This window comes from Cyanobium sp. PCC 7001, assembly GCF_000155635.1.
Lineage (GTDB): Bacteria > Cyanobacteriota > Cyanobacteriia > PCC-6307 > Cyanobiaceae > NIES-981.
This window is the reverse complement of the sequence record NZ_DS990556.1, coordinates 776,451-796,619: the sequence shown is the minus strand read 5'-3', so window position 1 is coordinate 796,619 and position 20,169 is coordinate 776,451. Positions and strand designations below refer to the sequence as shown.

Here is a 20,169-nt window from a genome sequence, read left to right as displayed (position 1 = left end):
CAGCGTGAGCACCCTGGCGGGCTGCAGGCCCGAGGTGGTGGTGATCGGCTCCGGTGCCGCCGGTGCCGCCGCCGCGTATCACCTCGCCCGGCTGGGTCACGAGGTGCTGGTGCTGGAACGGGCCACCTTTCCCCGGACCAAGCCCTGCGGCGGCGGCATGGCCGCTTCGGTGCAGCGCTGGTTTCCCTTCGACCTGCGTCCGGCGGTGGACACGGTGATCGAGCGGGTGCGCTTCACCTGGGCCCTGGAGGACCCGGTGCTGGCGGAACTGCCTGGCGAGGCACCCTTCTGGATCGTGCGGCGCTCCCGGCTCGATGCCTTCCTGATCGAGCAGGCCCGCTGCGTCGGCGCCCGACTGGCCTGCGGCATGGTGGTGGAAGGGCTGGAGCCCTCAGCCACCGGCTGGCTCCTGGCGGTGCGGGAACCCGGCGGTGTGGAGGTCAGCCTCGAGACGCGGGGGGTGGTGCTGGCCGATGGCTCCGGCTCGAGCCTGGCGGCACCGCTGGGCCTGGGTCCGCGCCAGCCCCGCTTCGCCGCCACCGTCTCGGTGGAGCTGGAGGGGCCGGTGCAGGATCCCGCCGCGGCCCGGTTCGACTTCGGCCTGGTGCGCCATGGCTTCTGCTGGGCCTTTCCCCGGAAGGGCGGCTACAGCATCGGTCTGGGCAGTTTCGTGGGCCGCGAAGGCCTGGTGGATGACGACGCCGTGCTCGCCCAGCTGCTGCCCACCCTGGGGTTCGCCCCCGAGGCCGGGGTGCGCACCCGGGGGCGGTTGCGGCTCTGGGATGGCCATCACCCCCTGCATGGGCCGGGCCTGCTGGTGGCCGGGGACGCGGCCTCGTTGTGCGACCCCTTTCTGGCCGAGGGTTTGCGGCCGGCGCTGCTGAGCGGTTGCGAGGCCGCAGCGGCGTTGGATCGCTGGCTCGCCGGCGACCCCGAGGCCCTGGCGGCCTACTCCACCCGGATGCGCCAGGTGTGGGGTGACTCGATGGCGTGGGGTCGCCGGATCGCCCAAGTGTTCTACCGGCTGCCGCGGGTGGGCTACCAGCTCGGCATCAAGCGCCCCACGGCCCCGCGCCGGATCGCCCAGATCCTCTCCGGTGAGATGGGCTATGGCGACATCGCCCAGCGGGTGATCAAGCGGCTGCTGCTGCAACGCAGCTGAGGCGGCCCGGGTTCAGATGCGGGTGCAGTCCTTCAGCTGGCGCAGCCGCTTGTCGATCGACCCCAGCAGTTCGATCGCGAACATCGGTGATTCCTGCACGGCGAACAGGAATTTCTCGCGGTTCATCACCAGCAGTTTGCAGGGGGTGAGGGCACGGGCGTTGCCGTAGCGGCGGTGCTCGCTGGTCACCAGGGCTCCGGCTCCGAACACATCGCCGGCGTTGATCTGTTCGTGGCCCTGCTCACCGTTCCAGGTGAGCTCCACCCGTCCCTCCAGCAGGCCGAACATGCAGTCGCCGGGTTCGCCGGAGCCGAAGATCAGCGTGCCGGGCTCAACGCTGATCACCTCGCCGGTGCTGGCGAGGGCGCGCATCGTGTGGAGGGCGTTCACGGCGTCTGATCAGCGGCTGGCTGCCAGGGCCAGGGCGGCGCCGAGGCCGCCGCGCACGTCTTCCGGCGCCAGACGTCCGTCGTTGTCGGTGTCAAGGGCATCGAACACCGCATCGCTGCCCAGCCATTCCTCGCGGGTGATGCAGCCATCGCCGTCGAGGTCGTTGAGCAGGAAGATCTCGTGCACGGCATGGCCGAAGGCGGCACCGCCCTCCAGCTCGGCCAGTCGGTGGGCCAGCTGGGCCTCCAGGGTTTCGATCGCCTTGCAGAAGCCCCGGATGCCCTCGTCCAGCTTCTCGGTGGCCATGGGGTCCTCCGCCAGCATCGCCCGGAACCGGGCCTCGTCGAGGTGGATCCTGGGCTGGGAGGGGGCCGGATCGAAGGGGTTGAGCTTGCGCTCGAGGGCTCCCTGGGTGCTGCGCAGCTGGGCCAGCAGGGCCGGGGAGATGGTGAGCAGATCGCAGCCCGCCAGCTCGATGATCTCGTCGGTGTTGCGGAAGCTCGCTCCCATCACCTCGGTCTTGTAGCCGTAGGTCTTGAAGTAGTTGAAGATCTCGGTCACGGAGATCACGCCGGGGTCCTCGGGGCCGGGATAGCCGTCGCGGCCGCTGCTCTTCTTGTACCAGTCGAGGATGCGCCCCACGAAGGGGGAGATCAGGGTCACCCCCGCCTCGGCGCAGGCCACGGCCTGGGCGAAGGAGAACAGGAGGGTGAGGTTGCAGTGGATGCCTTCCTTCTCCAGGATCTCGGCGGCACGGATGCCCTCCCAGGTGGAGGCCACCTTGATCAGCACCCGCTCCTTGCCGATGCCGGCCTGGTCATAGAGCTCGATCAGCCGGCGGGCCTTGGCGATCGTGCCCTCGGTGTCGTAGCTGAGCCGCGCGTCCACCTCGGTGGACACCCGCCCGGGCACGATCTTGAGGATCTCCTTGCCGAAGGTCACGCAGATCTCGTCGAGGGCCTCGCGCACCACCGCATCGGCTCCGGCATCGGCGCCGATCGCCTCACGCGATTCCCGCAGGGAGCGGTCGATCAGCTCCTGGTAGGCGGGAATCTGGGCGGCCGCCAGGATCAGGGAGGGGTTGGTGGTGGCATCCCGGGGGGTGAACTGCTGGATCGCCTCGATATCGCCGGTGTCGGCCACCACCACGGTCATGGCGGAGAGTTGGTCGAGCAGGTTGGCCATGGCCAGCGTGGATCCCGGAATGACCGCACGCTAGCCAGATCAGCCGCTCTGCCCTGTTCGGGCTTGGGCGCATGGCTGAATGGCCACAGAGGGCCGGTTCAGTCCTGCACCGGGCTGGCGGATGCCTTCGCGGTGGTGTTGGTCACCGCCGACGGATCGGAGGGGGGCAGCTTCTCGAGCACCACCAGGGCATCGATGATCTTGCGCGCCACCGGGGCTGCCACCGTGGAGCCGTAGGTGTTGCCGCCCTTGGGTTCATCCACCACCACGAGCACCACGTAGCGCGGATCGTCGATGGGCAGATGGCCCACGAAGCTGGTGATCAGGGCGCCGGGGATGTACACCCCCCGTTCGGCTTTCTGGGCCGTGCCCGTCTTGCCGCCGATGCGGTAGCCGGGAATGTGGATGCCGAGACTCTTGCTGTTGGCCACCACGCTCTCCATCCAGCCCATCACGATCCTGGTGACCTTGGGATCGAGCACCTGCAGCCCGCCACCGCCGGGGGTGGGGGCCAGCGCATCGCCGGAGCGCAGGCCCCGGGTGATGTGGGGGCTCACCAGACGGCCGCCGTTGGCCAGCATGGCGTGGAGCTGAAGCAGCTTGAGGGGGGTGAGCGAGAACCCCTGGCCAAAGGCGGCCACCGCCGGCTCGATCGGATGGCTCACGAAGGTCTTGCGGTCCTTGAGCTCGCCCGCCACGGCGCCGGGGAGGTCGGTGTCCGGACGCTCGTCGATGCCGATCGTGCTCAGCCAGGTCCAGAAGCGTTCCCGCTTCACCTGGCTCATGGCCTTCACCATGGCCACATTGCTGGAGGCCTCCAGCACCGTGGGGAAGTCGATCAGGCCGTTGCCCTGGCGGTTGTGGTTGAAGATCGGCCAGCCGCCGATGGTGAGGGAGCCGTTGTCGAACACCTTGCCGTCGGGCTGGATCGCCTTCTCCTGGAGCGCGATGGCCAGGTTGATCGGCTTGAAGGTGGAGCCGGGCTCGTAGAGGTCCTGCACGGACCATTCCCGGAACAGGCCGGGCTTGAAGCTCCAGAACCGGTTGGGGTCGTAGGTGGGCACCGAGGCGAGGGCGAGCATCTCGCCGTTGCGCACGTCCATCACCAGGGCGGCCCCCCGCTTGGCCTTCCAGGTCTTCACCTGGTCGGCCAGGGCCCGCTGGGCCACCTGCTGCAGGCGGGCGTCGAGGGTCAGCTGCAGCCGCAGGTCGTCGCCGTAGAGGGATCCGGCGGCGATGCCCTCCGGCAGGGGGGTGCCATCGGCGCCCCGGCGCATCTGAAGGGTGGTTTCGTGGCGTTTGAGGTCGCTGTCGCGGCTCTGTTCCAGCCCGGCCTGCGGCACCCGCTCCAGGTTGAGGAAGCCCACCACATTGGCGAACAGGCTCCCCTGGGGATACACCCGCTGGGGGTAGGGCTCCAGATCCAGACCGCTGATGTTGAGCTGCCGCAGACGTTTGGCGGTTTCAGGGTCGATGTCCGTCTGCAGCTTCACCCCGCTGCGACGGCCGCCCATGGTGGCCAGGAGCGCCTCCTTGGGCTGGGCGAGCACGGCGGCGAGGCGTTCGGCCACTTCCTCGGGGCGGCGCACCTTCTGGGGATCGTCCCCCGGGAAGTTGAAGTAACGCGGGTGGGCCCAGAGCGTGAAGCGTTCCTCATCGAGCGCCACCAGCCGGCCGTTGCGGTCCACGATCGTGCGGCGCTTGCCGATCGGTGCCACCGACTGGGTCTGGATGGCCCGGGCCCGGCTCTGGAGGTTGTGGCTGTCGATCACCTGCAGCCACGCCAGCCGGGCCCCCAGGCCGAGCAGGCCGGCGCTCAGCAGGCCGTAGACCAGCAGTAGGCGTTGGGTGGGCAACGGCTGCATCGCCACCACCCGGCCCGTGCGCACCGGCCGCCCCGGCCGGGTGGCGGTGGGGCGGCGGGGTCTGTGGGGAGCGGCGGGCTGGGCCATCGAGGCGACAGATCGAGGCGACAGGGCGTGGAGGAAGGGCGAGGGGGGAGCGGGAAGATCCCGTCCGCTGGATGCCGGCTGGAGGCGATCAGGTGGCGGCGGGCACGCGATCGGCCCTGGCGGGGTCAGTAGCCGGCAGGCACGTTCTTCACGCTGAGCTGCCGGAGCAGGGGCGGCAGGGCGGGGGCCTGCGCGGCCTTCGGGGTCGGCAGGTGGATCAACTGGTGACTGCTGGTGGGAACGAGCCGTCCGGGCTTGCCCATGGTGGCCAGGTGGTGCTGTTCCAGCAGGGCTGCCGACTCCTGCATCCGGTGCTCGAGCACCTGGGCCGATTCCAGTTTTTCGAAGCTCCTGCCCCAGTGGTTCTGCCAGTGGAGCGTGAGGGCGCTGAGGCCGAGCATGCACACGCCCAGACCCACGAGGGTGCCATCCGCCACCCGGTGCAGGCCGGCCAGCCAGGGGGCCTGGCGCGCCACGGTCTGGGCTGAGAGGGAGCCGTGGATGAGGGTCAGGGGAGCGGAACCGTTGGCCCGGTGCTGGCCGAGCCCGTCAGGGCGCCGCTGGGACGGGGCCTGCCAAGGCGAGAAGGAGGCGACCACGGGTGCAGCGGAACACTGCGCAAGTGAACCATCCCGCCGTCTCCGCAGCAAGGCTGGCCGCTTCAGCCGGCCAGCAGCAGCAGGTTGGTGAAGGTGAAGCCGTTCCAGAGGGCATGCACCAGGGTGCAGCTTCCCAGCCGTCCCCCCTGGAGTCGCAGCCAGCCCAGGCCCAGGCCCAGCACCAGCAGCGGTGCCAGCTCGTTGAGGCTGAGGTGGGCGGCCGCGAACACCACGGCACTCACCACCACCGCTGCGGTGCCGCCCCAGCGCTGCCCCAGCACCGGCAACAGCACGCCGCGGAAGAGGGTTTCCTCGAACAGGGGCGCCAGCACCACGGCGGTGAGCGCGAAGCAGAGGAGCGCCCAGGGCTGGTCGGTGGTGAGCACCAGTTCCAGCAGCGGGTTGCTGCCGCCCTGATCGCCGACCAGCTGGCTGGTGAGCCAGCCCACCAGGGCCACGGCAGGCAGCAGCATCAGCACCTGCTGGAGGGCCAGCCGCAGACTGGTGGCCAGGGGAGCCCAGCGCCACTGCAGCCATCCGGCGGCGGGGGCCGCGCCGGGACTGCTGCGCAGCTGGCCCCAGAGAATCGCCAGGGGGGCGGCCATCAGGGCCAGATAGAGCAGCAGCACCTGCAGACCCTGCTGCAGGGCGGGCTCCTGGCCCAGCGGCCGCAGCAGGGTCTGCACCGCCGGAGCCAGCAGCAGGGGCACACTCAGTTCCCCCAGCAGCACGAAGCCCCCGGCGATCAGCAGGGTCACATCCACCAGATCGAGAGGGGGACCCTGCAGCGGCGGGGCAGCGGGTGCCAGCCCCCGCACCCGGATCCAGGCCTGCCGCACCAGCAGCCCCAGACCGACCAGCAGCAGCCCTCCCGGCAGCCAGCTCACCGCGAGCAGTCGCCACAGGGCCTGGCGGGCCTCCGGCCCCGGAGCACAGGCGCCGGGGCTCCCGCTCAGGCGTTCACAGACGAGGCGCTCATTGAGGGGGCTCAGCAACCAGGGCTGCTCCAGGGTCTGGCGCAGCTCCGGCGCCAGGGGCTCCCCCCGTTCCAGGGCCGCCACCAGCGCCCGTTGCTCCGGGGGCACCTGCTGCTCGAGGCGTCGCCAGAGCTGGCTTGCCTCCTTGGCCTCACCGGCACGGCTCTGCAGCAGGGCCAGCTGCAGCAGTTCATCGGGCTGGCCGGGTCCGGGGGTTTCCTCCAGCTGATCGGCCAGGGTTTCCCGCAGGGTCTTCAGGGGGTCGGGCCCCGTGAGCAGCTCCCGCAGGCTGGGCGGCACCGCGGGAGCGGCGAGGGCGGTGAGCTCCAGCTGCCGCCGGTCCAGCGCTCCCACCACCGTCGGCTCATCCAGGCTCTGCAGCAGGCCGTTGAGCCACAGCAGGGCGCTGAGCGAGAGGCTCAGCAGGGCCAGCAGGGTCTTCCAGGCGGGAGGTCGAGGGCCACGTGCGTTCAACCGGATCGCTCCAGTGGGAGTGGGCCGATTCTGTGCGGCCAGGCCCCGGCCCCGGGGCCGGGGCCTGGCAGGGGTGCTCCCATACGATGGCGCCAGCAGCCCGGAAGCCGGTGGCCCTTCGGATCGTGTTGGTGCGCCACGGGCTGAGCAGCTTCAACGTGGAGCGCCGGATCCAGGGGCGTGACGACCTCTCCAGCCTCACCCCGGAGGGCGAGCAGCAGGCCCGGGCGGCCGGCGAGGCCCTGGCCCCCATCCGCTTTGCGGCGGCCTACACCTCCCCGCTGCGGCGGGCCAGAGATACCACGGCCCACCTGCTCTCCGCCCAGGGCCAGGACCTCAGTGCCGAGCCCGTCGACGATCTGGTGGAGATCGATCTGGCCCCCTGGAGTGGCCTGCTGCGCCAGGACCTGCGTCAGCGCTTTCCGGATGAGGAGCGTCAGTGGCGCGAGGCGCCCCACGCCCTCACGCTGCAGCGGCCGGATGGCAGCACCTATCAGCCCCTGCCCGAGCTGATGGAGCAGGCAGGTCGTTTTCAGGCGCTGCTGCTGGAGCGCCATGGCTCGGCGCTGGCCCAGCCGACCGGCGCCGAGCCCGCCCCAGTCGAGCCCACCCACGTCACGGTGCTGGTGGTGGCCCACAACGCCATCCTGCGCTGTCTGGTGCTGCGCCTCCTCGGCCTCGAGGCCACCGAGTTCCGGCGGCTGCGCATCGACAACGGATCGATCTCGGTGCTCAACCTCAGCCGCGCCGCCGGAGGGTCCATCGGCGTGCAGGTGGAGTCGCTGAACGGCACGGCCCACCTCGGCGAGCCCCTGCCCGCCAAGGGCCCCAGCCCGCGGCTGCTGCTGGTGCGCCACGGTGAAACGGACTGGAACCGGCAGGGCCGCTTCCAGGGCCAGATCGACATCCCGCTCAACGCCAACGGCCGGGCCCAGGCGGAGGCGGCCGGATCCTTCCTGGCCCCGGTGAGCATCCAGCGGGCCTACAGCAGCGTCATGGCGCGTCCCCGCCAGACCGCCGAAGCGATCCTGGCCCTTCACCCCGGCGTGCCCCTCACCACCACCCTGGGGCTGGTGGAGATCGGCCATGGGCTCTGGGAAGGGCGGCTGGAGCAGGAGATCGAGGCCGGCTGGCCGGATCTGCTGGCCGACTGGAAGCGGGCGCCCCAGACGGTGCAGATGCCCGAAGGGGAAACGCTGCAGCAGGTGTGGGATCGCTCGGTGAGCACCTGGGGCACCATCGTGCGCAGCCTCGCCCCCGAGGAGACGGCCATGGTCGTGGCCCACGATGCCGTCAACAAGACCATCCTCTGCGCCCTTCTGGGGCTTCGGCCCGCTGACATCTGGGCGATCAAGCAGGGGAACGGCGGGGTCACGGTGATCGATTACCCCTTCGGCACCGACGGCATCCCGGTGGTCACGGCCCTCAACCTCACCCCGCACCTGGGCGGTGTGCTGGATCGCACCGCAGCCGGGGCGTTGTAGGGCCACCACCCATGGCACCGTTCTGGTTGCAACGCGTCCAGCTGCTGCAGGGGCCAGGGTCGCTTCCCGATCCTCAGGATGCTCTGATCGCTGCCGATGGCGTGCTCGAGGCGATCGGCCCGGAGGCGGCTGAACGCGGAGCCGCCCTCGCCCTTCGCCCCATCCCAGCCTCGGGCTGGATTCTGGCTCCGGTGCTGGTGGACGCCCATTCGGTGCTCGAGGACCCCTGGACCGGCCGGGCCGAAACCCTCTCCAGCCTGGCGCAGGCCGCAGCGGCGGGTGGGTACGGCACGGTGGCCCTGCTTCCCTGGGCCCGGCCCTGGCGGGACCGGCCCGAGCGGCTCGGCCTGCAGTGGCCCGACCCCCTCCAGCTTCTGCTCTGGGGCAGCTTCAGCCGCGACGGCGCCGACGGCGATCTGGCTCCCCACGCCGACCAGGTGGCGGCCGGAGCCATCGGTCTGGCCTGTGGTGCCGAGTGCCCGCCGCTGCCGCTGCTGGAGCGGGGCCTGCTGCTGGCCGAGGCCGGCAACAGGCCCGTGCTGGTGGCGCCGCGTCAGGCGGCCCTCACCAGCGGTGGCTTCGTGCGTGAGGGGGTGGAGGCCCTCCGTGCCGGCTGGCCCCCCGACCCCCTCGCCAGCGAGGTGCTGCCGCTCACGGCTCTGCTGAGCCTGGCGTGCCGTTCCGGCGGGGACAGCCTGATCCTGATGAACCTGTCCACCGCCGCCGGAGTGGAGGCCCTCAACCGCTCGCCCCAGTGCCCACCCGTCACCGTGAGCTGGTGGCACCTGGTGGCCGACAGCTCCAGCCTGACGCCCACCGAGGAGGGCTGGCGGGTGGAGCCGTCCCTCGGCACACCCGAGGATCGGCAGGCGCTGCAGGACGCCCTCGCAGGTGGGCTGATCCAGGCCGTGGCGGTGCATCACCAGCCGGTGGACGCCGAGGAGCGCCTGCTTCCCCTCGATCAGCGCCGCCCGGGCGTGGCCGGACACGGGGCCTCCCATGGGCTGGTGCTCCCTGCCCTCTGGCGGGAACTGGTGCAGCGTCGCGGCTGGACGCCGCAGGCGCTGTGGCAGGTGCTCAGCTGGGGTCCCTCGGCGCTGCTGCGGCAGCCGCCCGAGCAGCTGCGCGCGGGAAGCCGTCGCTGGCTCCTGTTCGATCCTGAGGCCAGCAGCGGCGGCCCCTCGGCGTCCCTGGCCGCGAACCTGCCGCTGCACGCGCTGCCGCCCCAGGGACGGGTGCGGGCCACCGGGCTCACCGCGGCGGCGTGCTGGCAGCTGGATCCGTCGTCTGCCCAGGAACCAGGCTCCCCGCCTGCTTGAAGGGGTAGAACCGCCAGAAAGCCCGGCCGATGATCTCGCTGGTGGGCAGGAAGGCCCCGCCCGGCCAGAAGCGGCCATCCCAGCTGTTGGCGCGGTTGTCGCCCAGGGTGAGCACGTGGCCGGGGGGCACGATCGCCTTCAGCGTGCGGCAGGGGCCCATGCCCTGGGCGTCGACCGGGCAGTAGTTCTGCACGTAGGGCTCGCTGAGCCGGCGGCCATCGATGAACACCTCGCCGCGGGGGTTCACGCTCACCTCCTCGCCGGGCAGGGCCACCACCCGCTTGATGTAGGCATCGCAGGCGGGGTTGCTGAGCCCGGGCAGAGAGCCCAGGAACGGCACGTTCACCAGCAGGCAGCGCAGGGGGTTGCGGTCGCTGTCGCTGGCCAGCACCGGATCGAAGCTGTGGGGCGAGTGGAACACCACGATCTCCCCCCGCTGCGGCGGCCGCCCCCGGTAGGTGAGCTTCTCCACCAGCAGGCGGTCCTGCAGCTGCAGCCCCGGCAGCATCGATCCGGAGGGGATGTAGCGCGCCTCCACCACGAACTGGCGGATTCCCAGCGCCACGGCCAGGGTGAGCACCACGCTGCGCCAGAACAGCCAGGGGTTGTCGGGCTGGGTGGTGGGCGTCGTGCTGGCCTGGTCCGCTGGAGCTTCGCTGCCGATGGGTCCGTTCTGCTCGCTCAAGTCCTGATGTCTCCGCCGCGGCACGACAGCTGGTTCCGGGCAGATTAGGCACGCCCGACCCTCCGCCCTGCCGATGGCCCGACCGCGCTGGCAGCGCCCCCTTCCGCGATCCACCGGCCTCGGCGCTCTCGCCTGGGACCGCTTCGTGGCCATCTGGGCCACCGTCAACCTGGTGTGGGTGGCGTTCGATCTCACCTACGTGCCCCTGCGCACGTTCTGGCTGCAGCGCAACCTCTATCCGATCCCCTCGGCACCGCTGGCGGTGCCCCTCACCTTCATCCCGGACATCACCCCCTGGGTGGATCCGATCAAGGGGATCGAGCCCCACCGGGAAACCGACACCTTCCTGCAGCAGTTCGAGGAGCTGGAGCGGGTGATGGCCAATCCGGCCGCCGATCCGGCCTTGCAGAAGCGGCTGCTGGAGCGCCAGGCCGAGCTGATGGCCCAGATGATCGACAGCAACCCGTTCCTGGCCTCGGACCGGGCCGGCACGCTGGAGAAGATCAAGAACCGCCTGCGCCAGCGGGCCGATCGGGATTCGGCCAAGGACTCGGCCCGGCGGCTGCTGAGTCCGGAGTGGCTGGAGCGGCAGTCCTGGCAGGGGGAGCTGCGCTTCTGGCAGGAACAGGTGCTGCCGCTGGTGGAGACCAACTACTGGCGTTCGATCGACGAGAACGGCCGGCCCACCGACCATTTCTGGCGCATCGATCTGCTGCTCTTCCAGAGCGTGTTCCTGCTGGACATCCTGCAGCGCTTGATCCGCATCAAGCGGAGACTGCCGGCCCTGCGCTGGCATGAGGTGCTGTTGCGGCGCTGGACGGATCTGCCCCTGCTGCTGCCCTTCTGGCGCTGGTTGCGGATCGTGCCCGTGGCCGAGCGTCTGCAGACCTCAGGCCTTGCCAATCTGGAACCCCTGCGGGCCGTGGTGAGCCGCGGCGTGGTGGCCTTGCTGGCCGTGGAACTGTTCGAGGTGCTCGCCCTGCAGCTGCTCGACGGGGTTCAGGGTCTGATCCGCTCGCGGCAGTGGCCGCAGCGGATCCGAGCCCTGCGCAGCCACCAGAGCGTGACCAGCAGCAGCGAGGAGCGGGAACTGGCCGAACTGGTGCGGATCTGGGCCCCGCTGCTGCTGGCCGAGGTGGCCCCCCGCCTGGCCCCGGAACTGCAGGGCGTTCTGGGGTACACCCTGCGCCAGAGCCTCGACCGCACGGTGGTGCCACCACCGCTGCGCCAGCTGAAGCCGCTGCTGCAGGTGGAGAGTGGCCTCAGCCGTCAGCTGGCGGCGGGCATGGTGGACAGCCTGCTGGAGCTCTCCCGCAGCGCCGGCCAGCGGCTGGCCCAGCGGGACGACGCCCAGCTCGATCTGCTGCAGCGGTTCGTGGACCGCTTCTGGGATGAGCTGGCCCTGGCCCTGGAGCGTGGGCCTGCGCTCGAGCGCTCCCAGGACCTCCTCTGCGCTCTGCTGGAGCAGCTCAAGGGCACCTACCTGAGCCAGATCAGCCGGGCCGGCATCGAAACCCTGCTGCGGGAGCTCGATGCCCTCACCGTGGCGGCGGCGCCGAAGGGAAGCACCAGCGTCACCCCGGAAGCAGAGCCTCCCACTCCTCAGGCCTGAAGCCGGTGAGGGTGCGGCCGTCGCCCCTGATCAGGAACGGTCGCTTGATCAGCTTGCCGTCGGCGGCCAGGGCCTCCAGGGCCTGCTGGTCGTCCATGGCCTTCTCGGCGGCAGCTCCGAGGCTCCGGTAGCTCTGGCCGCTGGTGTTGAACAGGCGCTGGCGACCGAGCTGGCCCAGCGCCTGTTCCAGTTCAGCCCTGCTGGGGGGGTGGTGGGTGATGTCGATCACCGTGGGGTCGAGCCCCCGCTCGGCCAGCCAGGCCAAGGCCTTGCGGCAGGTGCTGCACTTGGCGTAGCTGTAGACCGTGAGCCCGGCCATGGTGCGCTCGGCGTGGGCGTCAGAGCCGGCCCATCAGCGGCCCACGAGGGCCTTGAGGGCACCCACCAGGCTGTTGCTCCCCTTGCCCACGGCGTCGGCCGGGCGGGTGCGCACGGTCACGTCCCCATTGACGCTGGTGCGGCAGCTGAGCCGGTAGCTGGCGGGGCGGTCGGCCAGGTAGACCTCCTCGACATCGCTGCGGGGGGAGAGGTTCTGCATCCCCTCGAGCACCTCCATCACGCAGGTGCCGCACTGGCCGAGACCGCCGCAGTTGTTGACGTTGTTGAAGCCCTTGTAGGGATTGATCCCGGCGTCCAGGGCCGCCTTGCGGAGGTTCGCCCCCTCGATGCAACCGACCTGCTGGCCTTCCTGTTCGAATCGGATGGTGGGCACGGCCGATCAAGGGGTGAAACGCGCCCGCAAACTTAAGGCCCCCGGGGGCCCGCTGCCTAGCATCGACGCAGTTGTTGCGAGTTCTTGGCTGTTCCGCAGGAATACGACCTTGTTGTGCAGCAGTTGATCCCGGGCTACGCCAGTCTCGCCCGGCTGGCTGTGGCCCTCCTGGCCGCCTCGCCCCGCGCCGGCCGCGATGGAGCCCAGGTGCTGGTGGCCGGCTGCGGCACCGGAGCCGAGCTCGTGGAGGCCAGGGCCCAGCGTCCGGACTGGCGGATCACCGCCATCGATCCCTCCGCCGACATGCTGGCCGAGGCGCAGCAGCGGCTGGGGGAGGCCGGCATCGTCTGGCGTCAGGCCCGGGTGGAGGATCTGCAGGCCGATGCCTGCTTCGCCGGTGCCCTCTCGGTGCTGGTGCTGCAGGCGTTGCCGGATGACGGCACCAAGCTGGCCTTCCTCACGGCCCTGGCCCGCAGCCTGGAACCCGGTGGGCAGCTGGTGCTGGTGGATCTGATGGCACCGGAGCGCTCGCCCCTGCAGACCCAGGTGGAGGCGGCCTGGCTCGGCTTCCAGAAGGCCAGCGGCCTGCCGGCGGAGGATGAGGAGCTCTCGGCCCTCATCCAGGGTCTGCATCCGATCGGTATGGCGCGGCTCACGGCCCTGGTGAATGCCGCCGGCTTCACCGACCCCGCCAGGGTGTTCCAGGCTCTCGGCTACGAGGGTTTCCTGCTGCAGCGGGCCGCCTAGGGCTCAGGGTCCGCCGGGGCATGCCCGCCGCCCTCCGCCGCGTCGATGCAGTGCTCCAGCAGGGCAGGCACGGCATCGTGGTCGAGCCAGCCCTGGATCTGGGTCACCCGCCCCTCCATGTTCTTGTAGGTGCGGAAGAACTCCGCCACTTCCTCGAGGGTGTTCGGGGCGATCTGGCGGATCGAGCGGATCTGCTGGTGGCGGAATCCCGCCTCCGGCACGCAGAGCAACTTGCCGTCGTGGGCACCGGAATCCACCATGTCCAGGATGCCGATCGGCCTGGCGCGGATCAGACAGCCGGCGAAGGTGGGCTCCTCCATGATCACCATGGCATCCAGGGGAGCGCCGTCATCGGCCAGGGTGTTGGGTACGAATCCGTAGTCGAAGGGGTAGCGCACGGAGGAGTGCAGCACCCGATCGAGGGCCATCACGCCGGCAGTGGCGTTGTATTCGTACTTGTTACGGCTGCCGGCCGGGATCTCCACCACCAGGTTCACCAGCCCGGGCGCTGGGGATGCCGGCAGTTGGCTGAGATCCATAGAAGAGAGCGGGACCCGGCGGAGCCGGACGACCTGCCACCACGGTGGCCAGGGGAACGATGGCTGTCAGCAGGCCGATCAGGCTGCCGAGCAGGAAGGCGAGGGGCTGAAGGCCCGGACTGTGGGGGTCCTCATTCGAATCCGACGCCAGCGCTTTGGGGGAATGGGGTTCGGGGAGGGAGCCTCGCGTGGACTGGGTGCCGTCAGCAGGGCGTTGGGGCAGGGCGGATGGGGTCATGGAGGTGGTCAACGCCGCCTGGCCGTGCCCGTGTGCTTGCACGGGGCCGGGGCCGGGCGGCGGTGGAAGACCGAAACCTGGGCGATCGAATGGATTGGCTCAATCCTGGCACCCTGTAGGCCGGAATGACACCCCGGGCTCAGCGCACGCAACGCGACCCGGGCTCAACGCGCGGAGCGTGACCGGGGTTCAGGCGGCAGGCCGCGACTGGGGGTCGAAGCGGGCGGCCAGTTCGGTGGGGCCGGGGGGCTTGGCAGCGGGGCTTTGCAGCTGGTCGAGCTGGCTGAGCTGGCCGCGGATGATGCGCAGTTCCTCGAGGATGGCGCCCAGCAGCTGCTGCGTGGCGGTGGAAGGGGAGTTCAGCACCTCCACCGTGACTTCCTTGATGCGCAGCACATCCCGGGCGAAGCGGGCCACTTCATGGGGGTGGAAGAGCAGGGGGTCCTTCTGGTCGCTGCGGTACTCGGGGTTGAGCCGCCTTGGGTTGAAGGGGGGATTGAGGTTGCGGGGATCGGTGTTGGTGTAGCGGTACACCGAGGCCCGCGAGCGGTTCAGGGCCTTCTGCACCTCGTCGATGCTGATCAGGGCCTCGGCGCCCTCGACTGGCGGGGGCATGGCTCCGGTGCTTCCTCCCAGTCCCCTGGTCTCCGTCTTGAAGACGCCATCACTGGGGCTGGTGATCATGGGACTCGGATGAGACGCTTTGGATCAAGGGTTGAAGTTAGCAGAGCTGCCCGGCCTCCGCGGTGGTGGCCGCTACTTCACCCTCGGGCCAGCGGCCGCGCGGGCCGGCGAGCCGGCTGATCCGAGCCGGTGAGCGGTGCAGCGGTGGTAGTTTCCGCCCTCCCTGTCGCTCTCTGCCATGCGCGTCTCCCGCCTGATGCTGGTGACGCTGCGGGATGATCCCGCCGAGGCTGAAATCCCCTCCCACAAGCTGCTGCTCAGGGCGGGCTACATGCGACGGATCGGCAGCGGCATCTATGCCTACCTGCCCCTGCTCTGGCGGGTGCTCCGCAAGGTGTCCGCCATCGTGCGGGAGGAGCTCGACGCCATCGGGGCCCTCGAAACCCTGCTGCCCCAGATGCAGCCCGCCGAGCTCTGGCAGCGCAGCGGGCGCTGGAGCGGCTACACCGATGGCGAGGGGATCATGTTCCACCTCGAGGACCGTCAGGGACGCGCCATGGGGCTCGGCCCCACCCACGAGGAGGTGGTCACGGCCCTGGCCGCCGATCTGCTGCGCTCCTACCGGCAGCTGCCGGTGACCCTCTATCAGATCCAGACCAAATTCCGCGACGAGATCCGACCGCGTTTCGGGCTGATGCGGGGCCGCGAATTCATCATGAAGGACGCCTACTCCTTCCATGCCGACGAGGCCTCGCTGCGCCGGACCTATGCCGCCATGGACCGGGCCTATGCGCGCATCTTCCGCCGCTGCGGTCTGCGGGCCCTGGCCGTGGAGGCCGACAGCGGTGCCATCGGTGGCTCGGCGAGCCAGGAATTCATGGTCACGGCCGACGCCGGCGAGGACCTGGTGCTCAGCAGTGCGGACGGTCGTTATGCCGCCAATCAGGAGCGGGCCGTTTCCCTGGCCCCCGAGCCCGTTCCCCTGCCCGGTGGCCTCCGCGCCGAGGGGGCTGGCGAACTGTTCTCCACCCCGGCACAGGGCACGATCGACAGCCTCACGGCCGCCCATGGACTCGATCCCAGCCAGGTGGTGAAGGTGCTGCTGCTGCTGGCGCGCTTCGAGGACGGCAGCATCCAGCCCCTGCTCGTGAGCCTGCGGGGCGATCAGCTGCTCAACGACGTGAAGCTGGCCAATGCCGTCAGCCAGCGCTGCGGCGAGCACCACGGCACCCTGCTCGACATCACCCCCCTCAGCGAGGAGGCACTCGCCAGGGAGGGTCTCGCCCCGCTGCCCTTCGGTTTCCTCGGCCCCGACCTCGCCGATGGGCACCTCGAGGGCGCCCGGCAGTGGATTCCCCGGTTCCTGCGGCTGGTGGATCACACCGCCGCAGCGCTGCCCGCCTTCGTGTGCGGCGCCAACCAGGGGGATCAGCACCGGCGCGGCGCCGCCTGGGGTGTGCTCTGCCCCCTGCCCGAGCCGCTCGACCTGCGGGCCGCCCAGCCCGGTGATCGCTGCGTGCACGATCCGGACCAGTGTCTGCAGTCCAGCCGGGGCATCGAGGTGGGCCACATCTTCCAGCTCGGCCGCAAGTACTCCTCGGCGATGGAGGCCAGCTTCACCAATGAGGCCGGCGAGGAGGAGCCCCTGTGGATGGGCTGCTACGGCATCGGTGTGTCACGGCTCGCCCAGGCGGCGGTGGAGCAGCACCACGACGATCAGGGCATCCGTTGGCCCACGCCGATCGCGCCGTTCGAGGTGATCGTGGTGGTGGCGAATGGCGCCGATGCCACCCAGGCGGCCCTCGGCGAGCAGATCTACGCCACGCTGCAGCAGGCGGGGGTGGACACCCTGCTGGATGACCGGAGCGAGAGGGCCGGCGTGAAATTCAAGGACGCCGATCTGATCGGGATTCCCTGGCGGGTGGTGGTGGGTCGCGGTGCCCCTGACGGCCAGGTGGAACTGGTGCGCCGGGCCGATGGGGTCCGCGTCGATCTTGCCGCCGAGGCCCTGCTGGAGCGGCTGCTCCCCGCCCTGGCCCGGGAGCGGCGCGGACTGGCGGACGCCCCTGTGGATGGCGATCCGTAGGATCGACCCATCCGCTTCTCCTTGATGGCCGCTGTGATCCTCAACCCGGTCCGCCGCCTGCTGGGGAACTGGAGCCGCGCCCTTCTCGCCGCCTGCCTGGCCGCCTGCCTGCTGCTGACGGCCTGCAGCAGCACCCAGAGCCTCACCGGCAACTACGTGGATGACACGGTGGCCGTGGCCGATGCCCTGATCGCCACCGTGAGCCTCTCCGCGGACGATCCCGGCCGGGCCGAGGCCGAAACCGAGGCCCGCGGCCTGATCAACGACTACATGGCCCGCTACCGGCCCCGCACGGCGGTCCACGGCCTGGCCTCCTTCACCACGATGCAGACCGCCCTCAATTCTCTGGCCGGTCACTACGCCAACTACCCCAACCGTCCTGTGCCCGAGGCGCTGCGGGATCGGGTCACCAAGGAGCTGCAGAAGGCCGAGCGCGGCGTGGTGCGGGGGGCCTGAGCCCAGCCTGGAGCCGGCGCCGGTTTTGACGAACGGGACCTCGATCTGAGAGTCTCTCCAGTTGTGCTCTGAAGCGGCTGCGAGCCGCTGTGTCCTTGGCCAACGTCGTCGTCATCGGTGCGCAGTGGGGTGACGAGGGCAAGGGCAAGATCACCGATCTGCTGAGCCGCTCCGCCGATGTGGTCGTGCGCTACCAGGGTGGCGTCAATGCCGGCCACACGATCGTGGTGGATGACAAGGTGCTGAAGCTGCACCTCATCCCCTCCGGCATTCTCTATCCCGACACCGTCTGCCTGATCGGCTCCGGCACCGTGGTCGACCCCCGGGTCATGCTCGAGGAGCTCGACATGCTGGCCGAGTTCGGCATCGACATCTCGGGCCTGCGGCTGGCCTCCACCGCCCACGTGACGATGCCTTACCACCGCCTGCTGGACCAGGCGATGGAGCAGCGGCGCGGCGACCGCCGGATCGGCACCACGGGCCGGGGCATCGGACCCACCTATGCCGACAAGTCGGAGCGGAACGGCATCCGCATCATCGACATCCTCGACGAGGCCCGTCTGCGCGACCGGCTGGCCGGTCCCCTGGCCGAGAAGAACGAGATCCTCGAGAAGCTCTACGGGATCGCGCCCCTGGACTTCGAGGCCGTGGTACAGGAGTACGTCGGATACGGCCAGCGGCTGGCTCCCCACGTGGTGGACTGCACCCGCACCATCCACGAGGCGGCCCGGGCCCGCCAGAACATCCTGTTCGAGGGGGCCCAGGGCACCCTGCTGGACCTCGACCACGGCACCTACCCCTACGTCACCTCCTCCAACCCCGTGAGCGGCGGCGCCTGCATCGGCGCCGGGGTGGGCCCCACCCTGATCGACCGTGTGATCGGCGTGGCCAAGGCCTACACCACCCGGGTGGGGGAGGGGCCGTTCCCCACCGAGCTGGACGGCAGTCTCAACGACCATCTCTGCGACCGCGGCGGCGAGTACGGCACCACCACGGGCCGGCGCCGCCGCTGCGGCTGGTTCGACGGGGTGATCGGCCGCTATGCCGTGGAGGTGAACGGCCTGGACTGCCTGGCCATCACCAAGCTCGATGTGCTGGATGAACTCGACGCCATCAAGGTGTGCGTGGCCTACGAGCTCGACGGTGAGCGCATCGAGCATTTCCCAAGCAGCGCCGAGGTGTTCGCCCGCTGCCGTCCGGTGTTCGAGACCCTGCCGGGCTGGCAGACCTCCACGGCCGACTGCCGCAGCCTCGAGGATCTCCCCGCCACCGCCATGAGCTACCTGCGCTTCCTCGCCGAGCTGATGGAGGTGCCGATCGCCATCGTGTCGCTGGGCGCCGATCGGGATCAGACGATCGTGGTCGAGGATCCGATCCACGGGCCCAAGCGGGCCCTGCTCAGCGTCTGACGCTGGCCACAACCGAGCCACAGCGCCGCTTCAACAGCGCCGCATCAGCACCGTTGCTTCAGCACCGCCGCTCCTGCACCCAAGTCCTGCGCCCCGCCATTCCCCATGACCACCCAGAGCCTCGAGAAGAGCCTCGATGTCGTCGGCATCGGCAACGCCATCGTCGATGTGCTCGTGCAGGCCGATGACGCCTTCCTCGCCCAGCACGACCTCACCAAGGGCACCATGGCCCTGGTGGATGAGGCCCGGGCGGAGCGGCTTTACGCCAGCGTGGGAGCGGGTCTGGAGACCTCCGGCGGATCCGCCGCCAACACCCTGGCCGGCATTGCCCAGCTGGGCGGCAGGGCCGGCTTCATCGGCCGGGTGCGCGACGACCAGCTTGGAGGCATCTTTGCCCATGACATCCGCGCCGTGGGCGCCCGCTTCGAGACGCCGGCGGCGACGGAGGGACCCTCCACCGCCCGCTGCCTGATCCTGGTGACCCCGGATGCCCAGCGCACCATGTGCACCTATCTGGGCGCCTCCGTCGGGCTCGACCCGGCCGATCTCGACCTCTCGATGGTGGCCGAGTCCCGGCTGCTCTACCTGGAGGGCTACCTCTGGGACAGCGACGCCGCCAAACAGGCCTTCATCGCCGCCGCGGAGGTGGCGCGCTCCCATGGCGGTCAGGTGGCCCTGAGCCTCTCCGACGCCTTCTGCGTGGAGCGCCACCGCGCCAGCTTCCAGGAGCTGGTCGACGGCCATGTCGACGTGCTCTTCGCCAACGAGATGGAGATCATGGCCCTCTACGAGACCGACAGCTTCGAGGCGGCCCTCGAGCAGGTGCGGGGCCGCTGCCGGATCGCGGCCCTCACCCGCAGTGCCCTGGGCTCGGTGGTGCTCGAGGGTTCGAGCACCCACCGCATCGAGCCTTTCAAGCTGGGGTCCCTGGTGGACACCACCGGTGCGGGCGATCTCTACGCCGCCGGCTTTCTGCATGGCCTGGCCCAGGGCTGGGATGCCGTCCGCTGTGGCCAGCTGGGATCCCTCTGCGCCGGCCAGGTGGTCACCCAGCTGGGACCACGGCCGATGGTTGACCTCAAGGCCCTGATGCAGGCCCACTGCAGCCCTGATCCGGCGGCCTAAGCGGTTTCGGCTGGGGCTGCCGCCTGCTCCGCCACTCCACAGCAGCCGGCCAGCCATGCCCCGTAGTCCTCGCTGGGGTGGGCGGGCCAGGTGATCCATTCCGGCGTGGTGTAGCTGTGGCGCTCCCGCACCAGGCGCCAGAGGGCATCCAGCCGGGTCGGGTGGCACTTGATCAGCAGCTGCACCTCGTGGCTGCGCTCCAGCACCCCCTGCCAGCGGTAGAGCGAACGGCACGGGGTGAGGGCCACGCAGGCCGCCAGTCCCGCCTCCAGCACCGCCGTGGCCAGGGCTTCGGCCAGCACCTCGTTGGCTTCGGTGGTGAGCGCCAGCACCAGCCCGCTGCCGTGGTGGAAGGGGTGGTGCTGCGGATCGGGAGGCACCATCGGGTCTGGGG

The 20,169-nt window shown here is 70.4% G+C and carries 20 protein-coding genes; 9 read left to right on the top strand and 11 right to left on the bottom strand.

Features of this window, described 5'->3' with window-relative positions; translation table 11 throughout:
- Positions 1 to 4 precede the first annotated feature (4 nt).
- Positions 5 to 1,162, top strand: a complete 1,158-nt coding sequence (locus tag CPCC7001_RS03885) for an NAD(P)/FAD-dependent oxidoreductase (protein WP_006909087.1) — start codon at positions 5 to 7, stop codon at positions 1,160 to 1,162.
- Between the two features lie 12 nt (positions 1,163 to 1,174).
- Here CPCC7001_RS03885 and CPCC7001_RS03880 read toward each other — a convergent pair whose 3' ends face one another.
- The 5 genes from CPCC7001_RS03880 to CPCC7001_RS03860 form a co-directional block, all read right to left on the bottom strand.
- The gene (locus CPCC7001_RS03880; RefSeq protein WP_006911382.1) at positions 1,175 to 1,552 is read right to left on the bottom strand and encodes a Crp/Fnr family transcriptional regulator; all 378 of its coding nucleotides are present in this window, start codon (positions 1,550 to 1,552) and stop codon (positions 1,175 to 1,177) included.
- Positions 1,553 to 1,561: 9 nt separating this feature from the next.
- Positions 1,562 to 2,737 (bottom strand): transaldolase, encoded by a 1,176-nt coding sequence (locus CPCC7001_RS03875; protein WP_006911526.1) that lies wholly within the window; start codon positions 2,735 to 2,737, stop codon positions 1,562 to 1,564.
- A 98-nt stretch (positions 2,738 to 2,835) separates the two neighbouring features.
- Positions 2,836 to 4,689, bottom strand: coding sequence for a penicillin-binding protein 2 (locus CPCC7001_RS03870; RefSeq protein WP_006909609.1), 1,854 nt, complete (start codon positions 4,687 to 4,689; stop codon positions 2,836 to 2,838).
- Positions 4,690 to 4,814: 125 nt separating this feature from the next.
- The gene (locus CPCC7001_RS03865) at positions 4,815 to 5,288 is read right to left on the bottom strand and encodes a hypothetical protein (protein ID WP_006910430.1); all 474 of its coding nucleotides are present in this window, start codon (positions 5,286 to 5,288) and stop codon (positions 4,815 to 4,817) included.
- Between the two features lie 62 nt (positions 5,289 to 5,350).
- On the bottom strand, positions 5,351 to 6,739 hold the full coding sequence (locus CPCC7001_RS03860; protein WP_006911493.1) for a CPBP family intramembrane glutamic endopeptidase: 1,389 nt from the start codon (positions 6,737 to 6,739) through the stop codon (positions 5,351 to 5,353).
- 110 nt (positions 6,740 to 6,849) lie between these two features.
- Here CPCC7001_RS03860 and CPCC7001_RS03855 point away from each other — a divergent pair, with 110 nt between their 5' ends.
- Positions 6,850 to 8,223, top strand: coding sequence for a histidine phosphatase family protein (locus tag CPCC7001_RS03855; protein ID WP_043368587.1), 1,374 nt, complete (start codon positions 6,850 to 6,852; stop codon positions 8,221 to 8,223).
- A gap of 11 nt (positions 8,224 to 8,234) precedes the next feature.
- The gene (locus CPCC7001_RS03850) at positions 8,235 to 9,542 is read left to right on the top strand and encodes a hypothetical protein (protein WP_006910406.1); all 1,308 of its coding nucleotides are present in this window, start codon (positions 8,235 to 8,237) and stop codon (positions 9,540 to 9,542) included.
- On the opposite strand, the gene lepB is transcribed toward CPCC7001_RS03850, so the two are convergent.
- The gene (gene lepB, locus CPCC7001_RS03845; protein ID WP_369699341.1) at positions 9,475 to 10,227 is read right to left on the bottom strand and encodes a signal peptidase I; all 753 of its coding nucleotides are present in this window, start codon (positions 10,225 to 10,227) and stop codon (positions 9,475 to 9,477) included. The genes CPCC7001_RS03850 and lepB overlap by 68 nt on opposite strands.
- A gap of 73 nt (positions 10,228 to 10,300) precedes the next feature.
- Here lepB and CPCC7001_RS03840 point away from each other — a divergent pair, with 73 nt between their 5' ends.
- Complete coding sequence (locus tag CPCC7001_RS03840; protein WP_050757057.1) at positions 10,301 to 11,839, top strand: hypothetical protein; 1,539 nt, start codon at positions 10,301 to 10,303, stop codon at positions 11,837 to 11,839.
- Here the strand turns inward: CPCC7001_RS03840 and CPCC7001_RS03835 are convergent.
- Positions 11,802 to 12,158: an arsenate reductase family protein gene (locus CPCC7001_RS03835; protein WP_006911543.1), complete on the bottom strand. Its 357-nt coding sequence runs from the start codon at positions 12,156 to 12,158 to the stop codon at positions 11,802 to 11,804. The two genes, CPCC7001_RS03840 and CPCC7001_RS03835, sit on opposite strands and share 38 nt — an antisense overlap.
- Positions 12,159 to 12,191: 33 nt before the next feature.
- The gene (locus tag CPCC7001_RS03830; protein ID WP_006910244.1) at positions 12,192 to 12,551 is read right to left on the bottom strand and encodes a 2Fe-2S iron-sulfur cluster-binding protein; all 360 of its coding nucleotides are present in this window, start codon (positions 12,549 to 12,551) and stop codon (positions 12,192 to 12,194) included.
- 84 nt (positions 12,552 to 12,635) lie between these two features.
- On the opposite strand from CPCC7001_RS03830, the gene CPCC7001_RS03825 reads away from it, so the two are divergent.
- Positions 12,636 to 13,298: a class I SAM-dependent methyltransferase gene (locus tag CPCC7001_RS03825; RefSeq protein ID WP_006909703.1), complete on the top strand. Its 663-nt coding sequence runs from the start codon at positions 12,636 to 12,638 to the stop codon at positions 13,296 to 13,298.
- On the opposite strand, the gene CPCC7001_RS03820 is transcribed toward CPCC7001_RS03825, so the two are convergent.
- Positions 13,295 to 13,837 carry an inorganic diphosphatase gene (locus CPCC7001_RS03820; protein ID WP_043368586.1) on the bottom strand — a complete coding sequence of 181 codons (543 nt, stop codon included), beginning with the start codon at positions 13,835 to 13,837 and terminating at the stop codon, positions 13,295 to 13,297. The genes CPCC7001_RS03825 and CPCC7001_RS03820 overlap by 4 nt on opposite strands.
- A gap of 427 nt (positions 13,838 to 14,264) precedes the next feature.
- Entirely contained in the window at positions 14,265 to 14,690 is a 426-nt protein-coding gene (locus tag CPCC7001_RS03815; protein ID WP_156796668.1) for a resolvase, read from the bottom strand.
- 247 nt (positions 14,691 to 14,937) lie between these two features.
- Here CPCC7001_RS03815 and CPCC7001_RS03810 point away from each other — a divergent pair, with 247 nt between their 5' ends.
- The 4 genes from CPCC7001_RS03810 (at position 14,938) to CPCC7001_RS03795 (ending at position 19,775) form a co-directional block, all read left to right on the top strand.
- Positions 14,938 to 16,785: a proline--tRNA ligase gene (locus CPCC7001_RS03810; RefSeq protein ID WP_006911525.1), complete on the top strand. Its 1,848-nt coding sequence runs from the start codon at positions 14,938 to 14,940 to the stop codon at positions 16,783 to 16,785.
- Positions 16,786 to 16,809: 24 nt separating this feature from the next.
- Positions 16,810 to 17,241: a photosystem II protein Psb27 gene (gene psb27, locus CPCC7001_RS03805; RefSeq protein ID WP_006910282.1), complete on the top strand. Its 432-nt coding sequence runs from the start codon at positions 16,810 to 16,812 to the stop codon at positions 17,239 to 17,241.
- Positions 17,242 to 17,330: 89 nt separating this feature from the next.
- Positions 17,331 to 18,650 (top strand): adenylosuccinate synthase, encoded by a 1,320-nt coding sequence (locus CPCC7001_RS03800; protein WP_006910655.1) that lies wholly within the window; start codon positions 17,331 to 17,333, stop codon positions 18,648 to 18,650.
- Between the two features lie 105 nt (positions 18,651 to 18,755).
- The gene (locus CPCC7001_RS03795; RefSeq protein WP_006909541.1) at positions 18,756 to 19,775 is read left to right on the top strand and encodes an adenosine kinase; all 1,020 of its coding nucleotides are present in this window, start codon (positions 18,756 to 18,758) and stop codon (positions 19,773 to 19,775) included.
- Here the strand turns inward: CPCC7001_RS03795 and cutA are convergent.
- Positions 19,772 to 20,158: a divalent-cation tolerance protein CutA gene (gene cutA, locus CPCC7001_RS03790; protein ID WP_006910213.1), complete on the bottom strand. Its 387-nt coding sequence runs from the start codon at positions 20,156 to 20,158 to the stop codon at positions 19,772 to 19,774. The two genes, CPCC7001_RS03795 and cutA, sit on opposite strands and share 4 nt — an antisense overlap.
- Positions 20,159 to 20,169: the final 11 nt, after the last annotated feature.

What these genes read in the sequence shown, in the direction of transcription:
- CPCC7001_RS03875 (WP_006911526.1), bottom strand. Translation starts at nt 2,737, where the DNA reads ATGGCCAACCTGCTCGACCAACTCTCCGCCATGACCGTGGTGGTGGCC.
- CPCC7001_RS03870 (WP_006909609.1), bottom strand. Translation starts at nt 4,689, where the DNA reads ATGGCCCAGCCCGCCGCTCCCCACAGACCCCGCCGCCCCACCGCCACC.
- CPCC7001_RS03850 (WP_006910406.1), top strand. Translation starts at nt 8,235, where the DNA reads ATGGCACCGTTCTGGTTGCAACGCGTCCAGCTGCTGCAGGGGCCAGGG.
- CPCC7001_RS03840 (WP_050757057.1), top strand. Translation starts at nt 10,301, where the DNA reads ATGGCCCGACCGCGCTGGCAGCGCCCCCTTCCGCGATCCACCGGCCTC.
- CPCC7001_RS03835 (WP_006911543.1), bottom strand. Translation starts at nt 12,158, where the DNA reads ATGGCCGGGCTCACGGTCTACAGCTACGCCAAGTGCAGCACCTGCCGC.
- CPCC7001_RS03820 (WP_043368586.1), bottom strand. Translation starts at nt 13,837, where the DNA reads ATGGATCTCAGCCAACTGCCGGCATCCCCAGCGCCCGGGCTGGTGAAC.
- CPCC7001_RS03815 (WP_156796668.1), bottom strand. Translation starts at nt 14,690, where the DNA reads ATGCCCCCGCCAGTCGAGGGCGCCGAGGCCCTGATCAGCATCGACGAG.
- CPCC7001_RS03810 (WP_006911525.1), top strand. Translation starts at nt 14,938, where the DNA reads ATGCGCGTCTCCCGCCTGATGCTGGTGACGCTGCGGGATGATCCCGCC.
- psb27 (WP_006910282.1), top strand. Translation starts at nt 16,810, where the DNA reads ATGGCCGCTGTGATCCTCAACCCGGTCCGCCGCCTGCTGGGGAACTGG.
- CPCC7001_RS03795 (WP_006909541.1), top strand. Translation starts at nt 18,756, where the DNA reads ATGACCACCCAGAGCCTCGAGAAGAGCCTCGATGTCGTCGGCATCGGC.
- cutA (WP_006910213.1), bottom strand. Translation starts at nt 20,158, where the DNA reads ATGGTGCCTCCCGATCCGCAGCACCACCCCTTCCACCACGGCAGCGGG.